Annotated in this window: 12 protein-coding genes; 3 read left to right on the top strand and 9 right to left on the bottom strand. The window is 38.0% G+C overall.

Annotated elements, in window-relative coordinates; all coding sequences use genetic code 11:
• Window positions 1-41 precede the first annotated feature (41 nt).
• The 9 genes from E0I26_RS06660 to fucP form a co-directional block, all read right to left on the bottom strand.
• Window positions 42-2,411, bottom strand: coding sequence for a family 20 glycosylhydrolase (locus E0I26_RS06660; RefSeq protein ID WP_131915712.1), 2,370 nt, complete (start codon window positions 2,409-2,411; stop codon window positions 42-44).
• 6 nt (window positions 2,412-2,417) lie between these two features.
• Window positions 2,418-3,923 carry an alpha-L-fucosidase gene (locus tag E0I26_RS06655; RefSeq protein ID WP_131915711.1) on the bottom strand — a complete coding sequence of 502 codons (1,506 nt, stop codon included), beginning with the start codon at window positions 3,921-3,923 and terminating at the stop codon, window positions 2,418-2,420.
• An 18-nt stretch (window positions 3,924-3,941) separates the two neighbouring features.
• A complete protein-coding gene (locus tag E0I26_RS06650; RefSeq protein ID WP_131915710.1) occupies window positions 3,942-6,266 on the bottom strand; it encodes a glycosyl hydrolase family 95 catalytic domain-containing protein in 2,325 nt (774 codons plus the stop codon).
• Between the two features lie 10 nt (window positions 6,267-6,276).
• Window positions 6,277-6,963 carry a LutC/YkgG family protein gene (locus E0I26_RS06645; protein ID WP_205728777.1) on the bottom strand — a complete coding sequence of 229 codons (687 nt, stop codon included), beginning with the start codon at window positions 6,961-6,963 and terminating at the stop codon, window positions 6,277-6,279.
• Window positions 6,876-8,252 carry a lactate utilization protein B gene (locus tag E0I26_RS06640; RefSeq protein WP_131915709.1) on the bottom strand — a complete coding sequence of 459 codons (1,377 nt, stop codon included), beginning with the start codon at window positions 8,250-8,252 and terminating at the stop codon, window positions 6,876-6,878. Before E0I26_RS06640 ends, E0I26_RS06645 begins: the two co-directional genes overlap by 88 nt.
• A 114-nt stretch (window positions 8,253-8,366) precedes the next feature.
• Window positions 8,367-9,104 (bottom strand): (Fe-S)-binding protein, encoded by a 738-nt coding sequence (locus E0I26_RS06635; RefSeq protein ID WP_131915708.1) that lies wholly within the window; start codon window positions 9,102-9,104, stop codon window positions 8,367-8,369.
• The gene (locus E0I26_RS06630; RefSeq protein ID WP_131915707.1) at window positions 9,104-9,868 is read right to left on the bottom strand and encodes an SDR family NAD(P)-dependent oxidoreductase; all 765 of its coding nucleotides are present in this window, start codon (window positions 9,866-9,868) and stop codon (window positions 9,104-9,106) included. Before E0I26_RS06630 ends, E0I26_RS06635 begins: the two co-directional genes overlap by 1 nt.
• Before the next feature lie 73 nt (window positions 9,869-9,941).
• Window positions 9,942-11,597, bottom strand: coding sequence for a UxaA family hydrolase (locus E0I26_RS06625; protein WP_235831728.1), 1,656 nt, complete (start codon window positions 11,595-11,597; stop codon window positions 9,942-9,944).
• Between the two features lie 17 nt (window positions 11,598-11,614).
• A complete protein-coding gene (gene fucP / locus E0I26_RS06620) occupies window positions 11,615-12,904 on the bottom strand; it encodes an L-fucose:H+ symporter permease (protein WP_131915706.1) in 1,290 nt (429 codons plus the stop codon).
• A gap of 111 nt (window positions 12,905-13,015) precedes the next feature.
• Between fucP and E0I26_RS06615 the strand changes: the two genes are divergently transcribed.
• The 3 genes from E0I26_RS06615 to E0I26_RS06605 all read left to right on the top strand — a co-directional run bounded on the left by E0I26_RS06615 (window position 13,016) and on the right by E0I26_RS06605 (window position 17,833).
• Window positions 13,016-13,882 (top strand): AraC family transcriptional regulator, encoded by an 867-nt coding sequence (locus tag E0I26_RS06615; RefSeq protein WP_131915705.1) that lies wholly within the window; start codon window positions 13,016-13,018, stop codon window positions 13,880-13,882.
• A gap of 190 nt (window positions 13,883-14,072) precedes the next feature.
• Window positions 14,073-14,465 (top strand): DUF6660 family protein, encoded by a 393-nt coding sequence (locus tag E0I26_RS06610; RefSeq protein WP_235831727.1) that lies wholly within the window; start codon window positions 14,073-14,075, stop codon window positions 14,463-14,465.
• A 107-nt stretch (window positions 14,466-14,572) separates the two neighbouring features.
• A complete protein-coding gene (locus E0I26_RS06605) occupies window positions 14,573-17,833 on the top strand; it encodes an efflux RND transporter permease subunit (protein ID WP_131915704.1) in 3,261 nt (1,086 codons plus the stop codon).
• The last annotated feature ends 55 nt before the right edge of the window (window positions 17,834-17,888 follow it).

Raw genomic sequence — 17,888 nt, 5'->3', positions numbered from 1 at the left:
CTTTTAAAATTTTAATTTGGCGTAAAATTTAATCCTCTTCCTTATATGGCTTGAATTTGTGTTTCAGATAAAATTTGATTGAATACTTTCAAATCTTTCATTTTTCCGATAAAAGAATTGCTGCTGTCTCCTATTGTATTTAGAGGAAAGAACAATGTTTTCATAACCCAAATCGAATCATTTTTATAGCCAGTCGGGATTTTTTCCCTCGTCAGCTTTTTAACCAATTCCCCATTCAGGTATAATGTTGTTGAGTTATTATCACCTGTAATTGCAATAGTAGTCCACTTATTTTCAGGAATCACAACACCAAAATCATAATCCTTTCCTTCGTGTGAAAAACCAAGATTCGATGTATTGCCTTGTTTTAGTTTTACAATTGAATGATTCGATTGAAAAAGCACCGCATTGGCAGCATTATTTTCCGAAGGATTTATTTTAAAACTGACCGTATAATTATATCCAATTTCGTTGAATGGAAGTTTTACATAACTGTCACTATTCTTAAGACTTAATACTTTTCTGTTTCCATCAGCTACATAAGTTGCATGATGCAGTTTTTTTATTTCATCATCGCCTTTCATCGCAAAATCCACAACTAAAGAATCCTTAGCAGTAATTTTTCCTCTCAAATTCAGTCCCGGACCTTCATTTGTACCTTTGGCTTTGCTGGAAAACTCATCGAAATTTACCGTTGTACCTGTACCAGTCCACATTTTTTCACTCAAGACTTGAATTGCAGGAAATACTCTGTCTGTTACATCCTGAGCGGTAATTCCATTTTTGGCAACATCATTCCATACGGCAAACATTCCTCCTCGTATAAAAGGGTCTCCCATTTTGAAAACCACATTTCCAATGGTAACCGGTTCCCATTTTTCATATAAATGTTTCAGGTTTAAATAATCATAATAATAACCCGCAGCAGGCACAATATAAAGCAAACCATCAGGCGTGCTAATTAAAGGATAGCCCAATTCCTTCATTTTCAAAGGATCAGCATATCCATTGTACCAGGCATTCATCGTAACGCCTTTTGAGGTAACAGGGGTAATGCCTTCAGCATGCGTTAAAGCACCCCAAATTCGTACATCTTTGCCAAAACTTTGTACGTATTTTATAAAATGATCTGTGAACTTTCTAAAAGGTTCCGCTTCTTTTTTTGCGTATTCGTCTGTTCCAATGTGCACTTCTTTGAAACGAAACACCGGATTTTTTCCTTCTAAGTATTCTTTAAATATATTTTCTACAATGGTATAGGTTTCTGGATTTTTTATATCCAAATGGTCTTTGCCAAATTCTTTACTTGCAATTTGCGGAAATGCTTTTGAGATAGCCAAAGAATGCGCAGGCACGTCAATCTCAGGAATAATATTTATCCCATAACTTTCGGCAAGCAATTGCAGATCAATAAATTCTTTCTTGGTATAAAATTCTCCCTTTGTAGCTAATTGTGGATATGTTTCACTCTCCAGCCTAAACCCGCTATAGGTGCTATCCCAGTCATCGTTGAAATGTTTCACAAACGCATTGTCACTTAGGTGTATTTGAAAATCGCCCATTTTATAATAGGACATCATCTTTACATAATCACGTAAAAAATCAATTTTGAAATATTTTCTTCCAACATCCAGCAGAAAACCTCTTACCTCATATTTAGGATAATCCCTTGAAATTCCCTTAGCCAAAGAACGGTGCTGCACATCCTTATCCAATATTTGCAAAATAGTACGCGTCCCCCAAAAAGCTCCTTTATATTCGGCCGCATTTATGGAAACATAATCTTTGATCGAAAGAGAATAACCTTCCGTTCCCAATTCTTCTTTATTGGCATTTAGAGAGATGAAAATATCACCGGCTTTGGGAGTCCCCACAAAAACAGCTGGTTTTATTTTGCATTGTTCAACCAGATCATTTTGAAAAACTTTGGCCGCTTGCATCAGGATCGATGCATACTTTGCATCCACCACAATTCTTGATTTAGCTGTCAATACAAAATTGCCTTCACCCCCATGCCACTCTCTCAACGAAGGAATCACAAAGGGTTTCGCATTCTTCCCTTTATCTTTATAGGTTCCTTCTACTTTTACGGAATAAGGAATCTCCATGGAGGAGCCGTCAGTTTTTTTAATTGCTTTAAACAACAAATTAACCTTCATATCATTTAACGGACTGAAAATGGTACCCGACTTACTTATTACCGAAAGATTATCCGATCCTATTAGTTGCACGCTATATCCTTCAGGACTAGCCTGCATCTTATAGGTCGAAGTCCCTTTTGAAATAAAGGATTCCATCACCACTTTTTCCTTTAAGAAAATCGAGTCTGTCTTGGTCATTTTCGATTGTGCTGATGCTTGCATTGACACCAAAAGAAAACCCATTAACACCAAATGTTGTTTGTAATTCATAATCAATTATTTTTTATCTTCTTTATTAAAATACAATCCAATTTCGGCCAATGCCGGCTGCAATCTGGCTGATACAATACGCAACCTTACTTTAGTTGTGGTTACAGCCGGAAACTCTAACAAGCGTTTGAAACCAATAGTGGTTCCTTCAGTAGCTTTTTTCCATTCTCCATCTACCCAATATTCCAAAATGAATTTCTCAACCCTTTGTCCGACACTAATATTTTCCTGAAGCGACAGTACATTGAATGTTTTTTCTCCCTTCAAACTCATTTCAACTACATTATCATTTCCTTTCATGGAAAATGAAAGATGTGTAGCATCATTCCCGTCCAGCAAAGATTTTATTTTTTTAACCGCACCAACTCCTTTTGCTTCTTTCAGAAGATTTACTTTGAATATAGCATCCAATTTCCCTTTCCAGCTTTTTAAGGCAGCTACGTCAAAATCAGTAAGCAATCCTCTTTTATCCGGTGGTATATTCAATAATAAAACTCCGTTTCTTCCAACCGAATGAAAATAAATTTCTTTCAGATATTCCGGAGTTTTCACTTTTTTATCTTCTGATTCATGATAAAACCATCCCGGACGGATCGATACATCTGTTTCGGCAGGATACCATTTTAAGGCATCTCCATCCCTTAATTGACTGCGACTTCCTAAAACCTGGCCGGTCATATCACCTGCTGGCGGCGTATCTACTTTGGTTTGAGAACCTTCATTTAATTTATTCTTTTTCCCTACCGGTACCACACTCCATTCTTCCTCACGACCATGTCCGCTCTCGGTTCCCACCCAGCGAACATCAGGTCCGGAAACCGCAATTACAGCTTGAGGTTGTAATTTTCGGATATGGGCATACCATCTCTCAAAATCATATACTTGTTTTTTACCGTTAGACCCTTCACCATTGGCACCATCAAACCATACCTCATCCACTTTGCCATATTGGGTAAGCAATTCCGTTAACTGATTGATAAAATACTCGTTGTATGCCTCTGTTCCATAGGAAGCATTATTACGGTCCCAAGGTGATAAATATACTCCAAAACCTAGTCCAAATTCCTTACAGGCATCAGCTACTTCTTTTACAACATCGCCTTTCCCATCTTTCCAAGGGCTGTTTTTTACAGAATATTCCGTGAATTTACTTGGCCACAAACAAAAACCATCGTGATGCTTTGCCGTAAGAATAATCTGTCTGATTCCCGCATCTTTACAAGCTTTTACCCACTGCTTTGCATTCAATGCGGTTGGGTTAAACAATTTAGGGTCATCTTTCCCCTCTCCCCATTCTCTGCCCGTAAAAGTGTTTATTCCAAAATGAATAAAACCCGTTAATTCCAAACGCTGCCAACGCAATTGCTGTGGTGTAGGGGTAATAGTAGCCGCTATTTTTAACAATTCATCGTCTGACATTGATGCATTGACTGAAACAAAATTCTTTGTTTGCGCAAAACCTACCGTTGTAAGTATTGTCATTAAAAACACTAAGTCTATTCTACTTTTCATTTTATATTTTTTAATTATCTAAAAACTGGCTTCCAATGCTTGTCCTTTGTTGAGTTTCACTTCATAAACATCACCATTTTTCTGAACATTCGCTGTATTCCATTTCGGTTTTTCTCCTTGAAAATCATCCTTAATTCGTACTATTCCTGCTTTGTTTGCAGCAATCCTGAACCAGATCGTTTTGTTATTTTTTCGGGATGCAGAAACTTTATAACCTCCTTCAGCCCTTAAATCGGTAAAGGAAACATCTGCCCATTTTTTTGGTGTCGCAGGAAATAAACGAATGATTCCCGTATTGATTTTTCCCGGTGTGGAGCTCCAACTTTGCAACAACATTTCCTGAACCGCTTGAGAAGCCAGAAAATTCCCTTCCAAGGTAAACGGTCGGTAGGTGAAATTAGAATACCCACTTTTAGTTTGGTCTCCGTTGACATGGAATCCGTTTCGCAATACAAAGGCTTTCACAAAAATGTCTAGGTTTCTGACTGCTTCCTCAGCATCCCCAACCCTTGCCTGCATACAGCTCATCCATGAAAAAGTGTAACCGCACCATTCACTTGTTCCTTTATTTTGCCAATTTTTCAAACTGGCTTTTATAATTTTGTCCTCTTTCTCTCCTCCTTCTTTTGTAATCAGATTGAAAGGATACAGTCCCATAATATTAGATAAATGCCTGTGACTCTCCGGCAATTCATTAACGGCATCAATTAATAATGTCCCGTCCGATTTAGTATGAAAATCACCTAAAGCGATAGCCGCATCCGACCATTTTTTGGCTTCCGAAGTTTTATTACAAGCCGTTGCCATTTCGCTCAGGGAAAGAAACAACATTTTCAAACACATCAAATCGTAATTGCTGTTTGGTTGCAACCATGCTTTCGGACTATCGTCAAAAATCTCCGGCGAAGAAGAAAGCGGTAATTTCAAAATACCTTTTTCATCAGGCTTCAACAAGCCTAACATGCACTCGCCTACTCCAGAGCTCCATGGATATGCTTTTTCTTTTAGGAAATTCTCATCGGCAGTATACATCCAATGCATATAGAATAAATGGGCGCTCCAGGCACTCATGGTAGGCGATAAACTATACTGTCCCCATCCGCCCAAAGGCTGACCCGAATAAGACATCGTTCCTGGACAAGCCAGTCCGCCGGTACCATAAAAATCTTTGGCAAAATCCTGAAAAACTTTACGTCTGTCCCATAAATAATTGATGTAGGACAAACCTTCTTCAAATCGACCTGATTCCTGATAAGCCATATAGGTCATCTGTGTGTTTAGGTCATTGTGGTAATCGCCTTTCCAAGGTGGCAATGCACCGTTGTCTGCAGTCCAAACACCCTGAAGAGGCATAGGAGGTGCATCGGAACGAGAAGCGGCACCGTAAAAATATTGTACCAAATTGTATTGTTTTTGTACCGCAGCATCAGGAACGCTGACACTGGATTGTATCCAAAACTTCTCCCACCATTTCTTGTGACTTTTCAAAACGAAAGCGTATCCTTTATCTAAAGCGGATGCGCATCGATCACGTCCTAAAGACAAGAAATCTTTGGCATCATTTGTTGATGTAATGGATATTGCCAAAAGCGTTTCGTCTTTAATCTGCTTTGACTGGACATAAACACAGTATTTCAATCCGCCTGCCGCTTCTTGAATATACCATTGTGCGTTATTTAATTTTCCTTTCACGGCTTCCGGATAGCCTAACTTCTCCATAGTTCCTCCACTGGAAGGACCTGAATTTCCATTCCTGTTTTTTCGAAACACATCCATGGTACTTAAAAGGTTAATGGAAGAAGGAATAGTTCCTTTTACAGAAAGAAGTATAACCGGATCTGTGGCACTATAGAATACTTTAATTATACCATTTGAATTGAACCGGGCAATGCCTTCAGCGGAAGATAAGTTTAATTCGAAATTTTTAACGATTTCAGATACGGGCAGCTGAATTTCTACACGTCCGGCCGGTAATTTGGTTGGAGTCACGCCATCATAAGGCTGGTTCCACCAATTATTAACCACGTCCTGTTTATTCTGTTTTATTAAATCAACTCCTTTTTGATAGGTATTCTTTTTCCACCATTCCGGTTCCCCATTGGTGCGTTCATCCCATAAATCACCACGATCCAAGGACAAGCGAATGATATTGTTTTCGCCCCATAAAAGTCCACCCATCAAACCATTACCTAAGGGAATCGCCTCGTCCCAAGTTTTTATGGGAGCTTGCAAAACTAAATTATCACCAGACTTTGGCAATTCTGGCAAAATACTTTTTTGAGCAAAAACGCAATCTTGGTTAATGACCAAAATCAGAAGAAGAATGTATTTTAATTTATTCATATTTTTTTATTTATTCAATAACATAAATAGTCGCACTTCTTGCACCATGCGCCCCAATTACCAAAGACTGTTCTATATCGGCTGTTTTTGATGGTCCGGCAATGAATGCACCGAAACCTTCTTTTGCCACATCAATGCTGTCATAAGCCTGATGCATCGTTGGCACAATATCTTTTTTGTCAATTACTACTATTAAATGCTGACAAATAAAAGGCAATAACCTGTTTACCATTTGACTTTCATAAATCCATACCGCACCATTTTCGGCTACGCCAACAGTTCCTTTAATATAGGCTTTTTCTAATTTTTCTAATTCCGAAGCCGTAAATGAAACCACCTGATCGTCAACATCGCCTAAAGCCGCTATGGTATTAACAACAAAATTGCCGCTTGCTTTATCTGCAATTAATTGCTCTTTTAATTCCGTTATGTCCTGTACCAATTCCACTTTACCGCCAATGCTTTCCAACACTGTTTTAAACTGCGCATAAACATCCTCATAACGAATTAATGCATTCCTATCGATAAGAGGAAGTGCTGTCAATTCCGGTTGATTGATCGCTATGGTATTTAATATTTTTTCTCTTGCACTCATGCTTCGCTCTGGCTTTATTTCTTGTTCGTTTTCCCGTTTTTCAAATACCAATCCCGGAACGATTCCTTTGGTGGTTCGGGCATTTCTCTTTGTTTGTACCAAACATTTAATTTATTGTTCACCACAAAAGGAACTATTCGTATCATCCATCTTCCCATTTTCCCTGCGAAACGATATACTTTTGGTTTTGACAATAGAAAGTCCATTCCCTTCATTCCTATTTTTTTGCTTGTGGCAACATAGCCTTCGGCAGCAATGACTTGTCTCCATTTCCACAACTGCTCATGGATATTAATTTTCACGGGACAAACATTGGTGCAACTGCCACATAGGGTTGATGCAAATGGTAAATCAGCGTTGGCTTTCATATCCAAATTTGGATTCAAAATAGAACCAATAGGCCCCGCCACAGCAGTATGATAGCTATGCCCTCCGCTACGACGGTAGACCGGGCAAGTATTGAAACAAGCCGCACAACGAATGCATTTTAATGAATTTCTGAAATCTTCCCGACCCAGTTGTCGGCTGCGACCGTTATCAACTAGTACAATATGCATTTCCTGATTGGGTCTGGGTTTGTGAAAATGGCTGGAATAAGTAGTAATTGGTTGTCCGGTGGCACTTCTTGCCAACAAACGCAAGAATACTGAAAGATGTTCTGCCTTTGGAATAATTTTTTCAAAACCCATGCAGGCAATATGTACGGGAGCTGTATGCGCGCCCATATCGGCATTTCCTTCATTGGTGCAAACCACAAAACCGCCCGTTTCGGCAACGGCAAAGTTGACACCTGTAATCGCCAATTGTGACTGAACAAACTTATCTCGCAAATGTTGTCTTGCCGCTTCGGTTAAATATTGTGGATCGTTATTTCCTTTTTCTGTTCCAAGATGCTCGTGAAAAGTCGCGCTTACATCTTCTTTTTTTAAGTGAATTGCCGGCAATACAATATGACTTGGCGGTTCTTTTCTGAATTGAACAATGCGTTCTCCCAAATCCGTATCGACCACTTCTATTCCGTGCTCCTGCAAATATTCATTCAGATGACATTCTTCGGTGAGCATGCTTTTGCTTTTCACAATTTTTTGAATATTGTGTTTGCGGATAATCTCGTGAATGATTTTATTGTGCTCGTCTCCATCAGCAGCCCAATGTACTTTTATTCCATTGGCGACAGCCTTTTCTTCAAATTCTTTTAAATAATTATAGAGATTAGAGAGCGTGTGGTTTTTTATCTGTGAACCCCATTCCCTTAGTTGCTCCCATTCCGGCAAACCATGCGCGGCCTTGTCCCGCTTTTCACGAACAAACCACAGGGTCTCATCGTGCCAGTCGGTTCTTGGCTCGTCAGCTATAAATTTTTCCGCTAATGCAGCATGAGTTGTTTTCATATGTTTTTTCCTCTCCCCAACCCTCTCCGAAGGAGAGGGAGACTGGACGGAGTTTTATTCGTTTACTTATTCTCTTTTCTCTAACTTCTAACCTTTAACTGCCTAACTTATACTTTATAGAGAACTATTCAATATCTCTGCAATATGAATGGTTTTCACCTTGCTTCCTTGTCGTTTCAGAATTCCTTCCAAATGCATTAGGCAACTGGTATCGCCACCTGTGATATATTCAATTTCATTTGCATCATGTTCTTTGATTCTGTCCTTGCCCATCTTAACACTTACCGCTTCTTCGAATACACAAAAAGTCCCTCCAAAACCACAGCATTCATCGTTGCGTTTTGGCTTACTTAATTGAATCCCTTTCACCATACTGAGTAACTGTTCTGGTTTAGAAAATTCCGGCAACATTCTTTCTGTCATCGAAGAAAGCGCTAATCCTCTTTGACCGTGACAGCTGTTATGTAAACCTACTTTGTGTGGAAAACGGGTATTAATAGTTTCGACTTTTAAAACATCGGTTAAGAACTCTGTCAGTTCATAAATGCTATTTCGAATCTTTTTAGCTTCTTCAGGATGTGATTCGTCTTTTAAATGTTCTTTTACATGCAAAACACAACTCCCCGAAGGAGCCACAATATAATCAAAGCCTGAAAAATTTTCAACAAAATTGATATCACAACCTTTACTCAAACTGGCAAAACCACTATTGGCCATAGGTTGACCACAGCAAGTTTGCTGCAAAGGAAAAGCAACTTCACAACCTAATTTTTCTAATAATTGTAGCGTAGCAATTCCTACCTGTGGATAAAACTGGTCTATGTAGCAGGGTATGAATAAGGCTACTTTCATTAGTTATTTAATTTTATAAATCCACCATCAATAGGGTAATCAGAGCCCGTAATAAAACCAGCTTCATCACTGCATAGAAATAAGGCCAAAGCGGCAATTTCTTCCGGTTTTCCCATACGTCCAATAGGTTGTGATTGAGATAACTTATCAAACATTTCGGCTTCCTTTCCCGGATAATTTTTTGAAATAAATCCATCCACAAACGGCGTGTGTACTCTAGCCGGAGAAATAGAATTACAACGGATATTTTCATTAATATAATCCTTGGCAACTGATAAAGTCATCGCCATTACCGCACCTTTGGCTGTAGAATAAGCAAATCGATCCGGAATACCAACCCAAGCCGCTATAGAAGCCATATTCAAAATAACCCCTCCGCCTGAATTTCTAAATTGAGGTATAGCAGCATACAAACAATTGTAAACCCCTTTTACATTCACATTCATAATGCTGTCAAAGTCCGCTTCAGGAGTGGTATCCACTTTCCCTACATGGGCAATTCCTGCATTGTTTACAAGAATATGAATATTCCCGATTTTTTCGAATGTTGCTAATACCTCTTGTTGATTGGCTACATTACAGGCGTGCGAAAATACTTTTCCTCCATTTGCCTTAATTTCGTCAACAGCCGTTTTGGCACTTTCTTCGGTTAGTTCCACAATATGCACTTCGGCACCTTGTTTTGCAAATAAAACAGCAATTGCTTTTCCTATTCCGCTACCGCCTCCGGTAATTACCGCTTTTTTATTTTGTAATGAAAACATATAATTAGATTTTTAGATCTTTAGATTATTAGACTTTTAGGTATTGAGAGTTACAATTTATAACTCATAATTACTACAATGATACTCCTCGTTTCCACGGAATAAAATCATCTTGATTTAATAATACCGCTTTCGGAATAATTTCGCCACTGGCCGCTTTAATGCAATATTCCAAAATGTCTTCTCCCATTTCTTCAATGGTCTTTTCACCACTAATGACCGGACCACAATCAATATCGATGATATCACTCATTTTTTTGGCTAAGACAGAATTAGTAGCCACCTTAATCACCGGACATACCGGATTACCCGTTGGCGTGCCCAATCCCGTGGTAAATAAAATCAATGTTGCTCCTGCCGCCGCCTGTCCTGTAGTAGCTTCCACATCGTTTCCGGGAGTGCAAACCAAATTTAATCCCGGTTTTGCTGCTGGTTCCGTATAATCGAGTACATCTGCCACAGGGGCTGTTCCGCCTTTTTTGGCAGCACCAGCACTTTTGATGGCATCCGTAATCAATCCATCTTTAATGTTTCCTGGCGACGGGTTCATGTGAAAACCAGACCCCACTTTATGTGCCAAAGCATCGTAAGACTGCATCAGATCGATGAATTTTTTCGCTGACCCTTCGGTTGTACAACGGTCAATTAAATTCTGTTCCACTCCACACAATTCCGGGAATTCAGCCAGTAATACTTTACCGCCTAAAGCCACCAACAAATCGGCAGTGTAGCCCACGGCAGGATTTGCGGAAACCCCACTGAAACCGTCACTACCACCACATTTAACTCCTAAAGACAATTCGCTTAGAGGAGCTGCTGTTCTTTCTTGTTTGTTTATTTCAATTAATCCTTCAAATGTTTTTTTAATGGCATCTGCCACCAATTGTTCTTCGCTTACAGCTTGCTGTTGCTCAAAAACAAGTAAAGGTTTGTCAAAAGAGGGGTTTTGTTTTTTGACATCGTCTATAAAGTTCTGCACCTGCAAATGTTGACAACCTAAACTCAATAGCGTAATACCACCTACATTAGGATGATTGGCATAAGAAGCTAACAACGAACTTAGGGTAGCAGAATCCTGACGCGTACCGCCACAACCTCCTTGATGATTCAGGAATTTAATCCCATCAACATTTTTAAACACGCGATTCGCGCTGGTAGTTGGCGTAAGTTGCATGTCAACCGAATCAACATCTTCCCCTTTTTGATAAGCCTCCAACAACTGATGCGTATACTGAGTGTACTTATCGGTCACTGAATAGCCTAATTCGTTATGCAGGGCTTCCTTTATTACGTCGAGGTTTCGGTTTTCACAAAATACCGTTGGTACAAACAACCAATAATTGGCAGTTCCTACACTGCCGTCTTTTCTTTTATATCCTTTAAAAGTTCTGTCTTTATATTTGGAAACATCGGGTGCCTGCCATGCAAAATCAACATGACGATAGCCGTAAGGTTCAGCAGCATGCTTCAGATTTGTCGTTGTCATCAGGCTGCCCTTAGCAACATCATTCTGTACTTTACCCACTAATACTCCATACATAATCACTTCATCACCCAAACTTAAATCAGTTGTGTAAAATTTATGCTTCGCCTTAATGGCTTCCTGAAGAACATAAGTTTGTTCTTCAAAAACCACCTTCGCATCTTTTGCTAAATCAGTTAAAGCCACCAGTACATTATCCCCTGGGTGCATTTTCACCACCAATCTTTTCACTTCGTTGTCTAACATCTTATTATAAATAGAATTTATGCTTTATTTGTTTTATGCCCGTTGAATGCAAACAATAGTATTACAGCAAAACAGACCAAAGGAACTGTATAACCATATTGAATATTGCCAGTAATATCTGAAATCAGTCCTAATACAGGAGGCAATAATGCTCCTCCTACAATTGACATCACGATCAATGATGATCCAATTTTAGTATTATGCCCCAATCCGTCGATTCCCATTGAGAAAATAGTTGGAAACATGATACTCATAAAAAATGCAATTGCTATTAAGGTATAAACCACTACCATTCCTGTTCCCGTTATTGCCAACAACGACAAAAGAATATTGATGGTCGCGTATGCTATCAGTAATTTTCTTGGCTGAATGTATTGCATCAAAAAAGTTCCTGCAAAACGCCCTAACATGAATGCCAATCCGAAAAATCCTAAATATTTAGCTGCGGTATCCTCTTCAAGACCGGCTGTAGTAGTCGCCATTTTGATAAAAAAACTTCCAACGCAAACTTGCGCTCCCACATAAAAGAATTGGGCCAAAATCCCCCATCTTAATTTCATCGATTTTAAAGCTCCACTAAAACTGGCTCCTTCGGTTCCTTCTTTATCTTCGTCTTTAACGTCTGGCATATTGGTAAAATAAAATACCACCGCCACTGCAAGGATAATCAAACCCAAAATAAGATACGGCATTTTAACGCTTGCCGCTTCTGAAGCCAAGTAAGTGCTTAATTCCGTTGACGACATACTTGCCATCTCTGCTTCGGTCAAATTTTTACCCGATAAGATCATTGGCCCAACAACCGTTGGAGCAATAAAAGCCGCTAATCCATTAAAGGACTGTGAAAAATTCAATCTTTTGGTTGCCGTTTCAGCCGGCCCCAATATGGTTACATAAGGATTGGCAGCAGTTTCCAAAAATGTTAATCCGCAGGCAATAATAAACAAAGCCCCCAGAAAGTAAATATATTGTAATGAATTAGCCGCAGGCACAAATAAAATAGATCCGATACCAAATAAGACTAATCCAATCATGATCCCTGATTTATAACCATACTTCCGCATGATATAACCCGCAGGTAAAGCCATAACAAAATAAGCTATGAAAACAGAAGAGTCAATCAAGGAAGATTGCAAATCAGAAAGATTAAACGCTTTTCTTAAATGCGGAATCAGAATAGGATCCAGATTGTGCACGAATCCCCAGAAAAAAAATAAACTCGTAACCAATATAAATGGCAATATCCAGCTTTTTTTTTCATTAGAAAATGCTTTATTTTGCAAAACCGAGTCAGATGTTAATGCCATAGGTATTATATTAAATTTATACTGTTTTGGAATTCGAAAGATATAATGACTAAAGTATATTTATTAATTCATTATTATCTTTGTTTAATTATTAATTATCTTTACACATAAATGAAAATTGAAAAAACAAAAATAACATCTTACCTAAACAGTTCCATTTCTGTTATTTCTCGTGAAGAATCGTTTTTTCAATCTCCATTCCATTCCCATCCTGAACTTGAATTAGTCTACATTAAAGAAAGTCACGGCAAAAGAATTGTCGGAAATTCTGTAGAACCTTTTGAGTCTGGCGATATGGTTTTTTTGGGTTCAGATATCCCTCATGTATGGCTTAATGACGAAATCTATTACCAAGGAATCAATAAGCTAAAAGCAAAAGCCATCGTAGTTTATTTTAATAAAGATTTATTTGGCCCTACTTTTTATGAATTGAAAGAAACCCAAAAAATAAATACTCTTTTCAACCAAGGCGTTAGAGGTTTGTCTATATCCGGAAAAACAAATGAACTTATTGCAAAAAAACTAGAGAAACTAGTTAAAAAAAAGGACTTCGAAATTATCATTGGTCTTTTCGAGATATTGTCTATTCTTTCAGAAAGTACCGATCTCTCTTTTGTAAACAATGAGGCTTATACCACGGTAAATGATCAAACCAAAAATGATCGTCTTTCGGACGTTTTTGAATATGTAAAAGAAAATTATAAGGAGGATATTTCACTTATTGCAATTGCAAAAATTGCCAATCTTACTCCAACTTCGTTTTGCAGAATGTTTAAATTAAAAACAAAAAAACATTTTGTGGAATACCTCAACGAAATTCGGGTTTCCAATGCCTGCAAATTTCTTATTGAAACCGACATGGGCATGTCTGAAATCGCATATGAATGTGGTTACAAAACCGCTTCCAATTTCAATAAACTTTTCAAAAAATTAACAGGAACCACTCCAAAAGAATACAAGAAAAATTCAGGAAACTAAGTATTTAAAAAGGTTCCTTAGTAAGTGTCTTAAAATTTAAATCTTGTATGAAATGATTTGCGAATTTCCTGTAAGGGTCACATTAGTGGACAAGTTAAGCTGTTAGATTTTTCTAGCTTTTTAAAGCTCCCTTTAAAGTATTTAATTTTAATATAATTAGGAGCCCCACAGCCAGAAATCCATTTTTTTTTTGAATACAACTTTTTTACTTTTAAAGTATTTAAATCATTTAATTTTTATTCCTACTTTTACATTCGTGAAATGGATTACAACAATAGTATCAATTTACCTAATAGCACTTTCTTGTTTGCCTTGCGCAGATATGGAAGTAAATAGTCCTGCACATGCTTTGACGGAACTTACGTCAAATAATGAGGAACATTCCCACGATAAAGAGAAAGATTCTTGCTCGCCCTTTTGTTTTTGTAATTGTTGTGGCGCACAAATATTAAGTTATCAGCCTAGCATTTCTTTTAGTTTTTCAGTAGTTTCGGCTGTCATTACAATACAACTACCTACTTACAAATCCGTTTTTGCTTCCAGTTTCTACGGAAGCATTTGGCAACCGCCACAAATAGCATAATGATGTCCGTCCCGACACTTCGGGATTCGGGTTAGAAAGTTGTGGTTTTTCCACAGTATTTAAAGGACAATTAGTTGTCCCTTTTTCTCATTCATTATAATATAAAAATGTTAGATAAAATCATACAATTTAGTATAAAGAACAAGTTCATTATACTTTTATTTACCCTTGTACTTATAGCTTGGGGCAGTTATTCCCTTAAAAACTTACCGCTGGATGCCCTACCCGATGTAACTAATAATCAGGTACAAATCATTACTACCGCCCCTACATTAGCCAGTCAGGAAGTAGAACAATTAATTACGTATCCACTGGAACAAGCGGTCAAAACAATCCCAAAAGTAATCGAGCTTCGTAGTATTTCTCGTTTCGGACTTTCAGTAGTTACGGTTGTTTTTAAAGATGATGTGGATATTTATTGGGCAAGAGAACAAATTTTTCAACGTCTAAAGCAAGCTGAAGAAAACATCCCAAAATATGCAGGTTCACCAGAATTAGCTCCTATAACAACCGGACTTGGAGAAATATATCAATACGACGTATATGCCAAAAAAGGCTATGAAGATAAATATGATGCAGTCCAATTAAGAACCATTCAGGACTGGATTATTATACCTCAATTACAAGGGATTGAAGGCATTGCAGAAGTCAGTACATGGGGTGGAAAACTAAAACAATATGAAATTGCGGTAAATCCCAACACTTTAAATAGTCTGGGCGTAACCATAACTGAAATTTTTGATGCCTTAGAAAAAAACAATCAAAATACCGGAGGTGCATACATAGAAAAAGACCAATATGCCTATTTTATTCGAGGTGTTGGTATGGCTACCGGCATTAGAGATTTAGAAAATGTGGTAGTCAAAAACCGAAATGGTTCGCCAGTACTCGTGAGAGATGTAGCCACCGTAAATGAAGGAATATCATTAAGGTACGGAGCTGCCACAAAAGACGGAAAAGGCGAAATTGTTTGTGGTTTAGCTTTAATGCTCAAAGGAGAAAACTCTAGTGCTGTAGTCGATCGGATTAATGAAAAAATGATCCAGATTAACAAAACATTACCCGAAGGGGTGGTTGCCGAAGCTTTTATCGACAGAGGAAAATTAGTCAATAGCGCCATCGGTACCGTTACTAAAAACTTGCTCGAAGGGGCATTAATAGTGATTTTTGTATTGATATTATTTCTTGGAAATCTTCGTGCCGGATTAATTGTTGCTTCTGTAATTCCGTTAGCAATGCTTTTTGCAGTGATACTGATGAATTATTTTGGCGTAAGCGGAAACCTGATGAGTTTGGGCGCCATCGATTTTGGGATCATTGTCGACGGCGCGGTAATCATTGTCGAAGCAACGATGCATCATTTGTATAAGAAAAAAAATAATGGGCAATTAGAAATTAGCAATGATAAATTAGTAATTAGCAATGGGCAATTGGCAATTGGCAATGAAGGAAAATTACCAACTGCTTCTGAAAGAAGTTTGCCTATTGCCAGCGAAGCTGATTTGCCTATTGCTTATTCTCAGGAGCAAATGGATAGCGAAGTTTATAAATCGGCTTCAAAAATCAGGAACAGTGCCGCTTTTGGAGAAATTATAATTTTGATCGTTTACCTGCCCATTTTAGCATTAGTGGGTACCGAAGGAAAAATGTTCAAACCGATGGCAATGACCGTAGGCTTTGCAGTAATTGGAGCATTTATTTTGTCATTGACTTATGTGCCAATGATGAGCGCGATGTTTTTATCAAAAAAAGTGGAACACAAACCCAATTTCAGTGATAAAATGATGGCTTGGTTTGAAAAAATATACGCTCCATTTTTAGATAAAGCGTTACAATTTAAGAAAGCCGTTTTAGCGATTGCTTTAGGGCTGTTCGTATTGGCTATTGTTATCTTTCAAAATATGGGAGGCGAATTTATCCCTACCATCGAAGAAGGTGATTTAGCCATTAATGCCACAATTATGACTGGAAGTTCGCTTTCGCAAATGGTAAAAACAACTACGGAATACGAAAAAATCCTAAAAGCAAAATTTCCCGAAATAAAAACAATAGTAACAAAAATTGGTAGTGGGGAAATCCCAACCGATCCAATGCCTATTGAAAGTGGCGATTTAATTATTGTGCTTAAAGACAAAAGCGAATGGACTTCTGCCGACAATTGGGAAGATTTAGCCAATTTGATGAAGTCAGCAATGGAAGCCATTCCTGGTGCAACAATAGAAATTTCGCAACCCATTCAAATGCGTTTCAATGAATTAATGACAGGAAGCCGAAGTGATATTGCCATTAAGATTTTTGGAGATGACTTGGAAGTTTTAGATACAAAAGCGACGGAACTTATTTCGAAAGTTAATAGTATAGAAGGGATTGGGGATTTGAAAGCGGATAAAATAACAGGTTTACCTCAAATAACGGTAAAATATGATTACAGCAAAATCGCTTTATATGGTCTAAACATTTCGGATATAAACCAAATTATTCGTTCTTCTTTTGCAGGGGAAACTGCCGGAAAAATTTATGAAGAAAGCAAGCGATTTGATATAGTCGTTCGCATGGATGCAGCCAACAGAACGGATATTACCGATGTTAGCAATTTATTTATTCCGTTGCCAAACGGGCAACAAGTACCGCTTTCACAAGTAGCCACAATCGATTATGAACAAGGTCCGGTGCAAGTGAGCCGTGAAGATGGTAAACGAAGAATTACAATTGGATTAAATGTTCGTGGTCGTGATATCAAAAGTGTAGTCGAAGAAATTCAACAAAAACTAGATACAGATTTTAAGCTTCCTGCGGGTTATTATGTCACTTATGGTGGTCAGTTCGAAAACTTGATTGAAGCAACAAAAAGACTCTCAGTAGCCTTACCTATCGCTTTGGGATTAATTTTAGTATTGTTGTTTTTTACCTTCAATAGTTTCAAACAAGCAGGATTAATTTTCACAGCCATTCCATTATCAGCTATTGGCGGCGTATTTGCATTGTGGTTGCGTGGCATGCCGTTTAGTATTTCGGCAGGAATTGGTTTTATTGCTTTGTTTGGAATCGCAGTATTAAACGGAATTGTATTGATTTCTTATTTCAACCAACTTAAAGCGGAAGGAATAACCGACCCCTTACAACGTGTCTTAATAGGAACAAAAGTAAGACTTCGACCTGTTTTAATGACTGCTGCGGTTGCCTCGTTAGGATTTTTACCTATGGCTTTATCCACCAGTGGCGGTGCCGAAGTCCAAAAACCATTAGCCACTGTTGTTATTGGCGGATTATTTTCGGCAACATTATTAACGCTAATTGTTTTACCGATTTTGTATTTATTATTTGAAAAATTTAGCAATAAGCAATTTGAAACAAGCAATTTAGAATAAATAATTAGTTTTTGCTGATAGAGATTCCAAGGGTTATTAAATTTAAAAAAAACAA

The organism is Flavobacterium rhamnosiphilum (assembly GCF_004349195.1).
In the GTDB taxonomy this organism is placed as follows: Bacteria; Bacteroidota; Bacteroidia; order Flavobacteriales; family Flavobacteriaceae; genus Flavobacterium; species Flavobacterium rhamnosiphilum.
Note: the sequence above shows the minus strand (reverse complement) of the source record. Positions and strands in the feature narration are given on the sequence as shown.

What these genes read in the sequence shown, in the direction of transcription:
- E0I26_RS06660 (WP_131915712.1), bottom strand. Translation starts at nt 2,411, where the DNA reads ATGAATTACAAACAACATTTGGTGTTAATGGGTTTTCTTTTGGTGTCA.
- E0I26_RS06655 (WP_131915711.1), bottom strand. Translation starts at nt 3,923, where the DNA reads ATGAAAAGTAGAATAGACTTAGTGTTTTTAATGACAATACTTACAACG.
- E0I26_RS06650 (WP_131915710.1), bottom strand. Translation starts at nt 6,266, where the DNA reads ATGAATAAATTAAAATACATTCTTCTTCTGATTTTGGTCATTAACCAA.
- E0I26_RS06640 (WP_131915709.1), bottom strand. Translation starts at nt 8,252, where the DNA reads ATGAAAACAACTCATGCTGCATTAGCGGAAAAATTTATAGCTGACGAG.
- E0I26_RS06635 (WP_131915708.1), bottom strand. Translation starts at nt 9,104, where the DNA reads ATGAAAGTAGCCTTATTCATACCCTGCTACATAGACCAGTTTTATCCA.
- E0I26_RS06630 (WP_131915707.1), bottom strand. Translation starts at nt 9,868, where the DNA reads ATGTTTTCATTACAAAATAAAAAAGCGGTAATTACCGGAGGCGGTAGC.
- E0I26_RS06625 (WP_235831728.1), bottom strand. Translation starts at nt 11,597, where the DNA reads ATGTTAGACAACGAAGTGAAAAGATTGGTGGTGAAAATGCACCCAGGG.
- fucP (WP_131915706.1), bottom strand. Translation starts at nt 12,904, where the DNA reads ATGGCATTAACATCTGACTCGGTTTTGCAAAATAAAGCATTTTCTAAT.
- E0I26_RS06615 (WP_131915705.1), top strand. Translation starts at nt 13,016, where the DNA reads ATGAAAATTGAAAAAACAAAAATAACATCTTACCTAAACAGTTCCATT.
- E0I26_RS06605 (WP_131915704.1), top strand. Translation starts at nt 14,573, where the DNA reads ATGTTAGATAAAATCATACAATTTAGTATAAAGAACAAGTTCATTATA.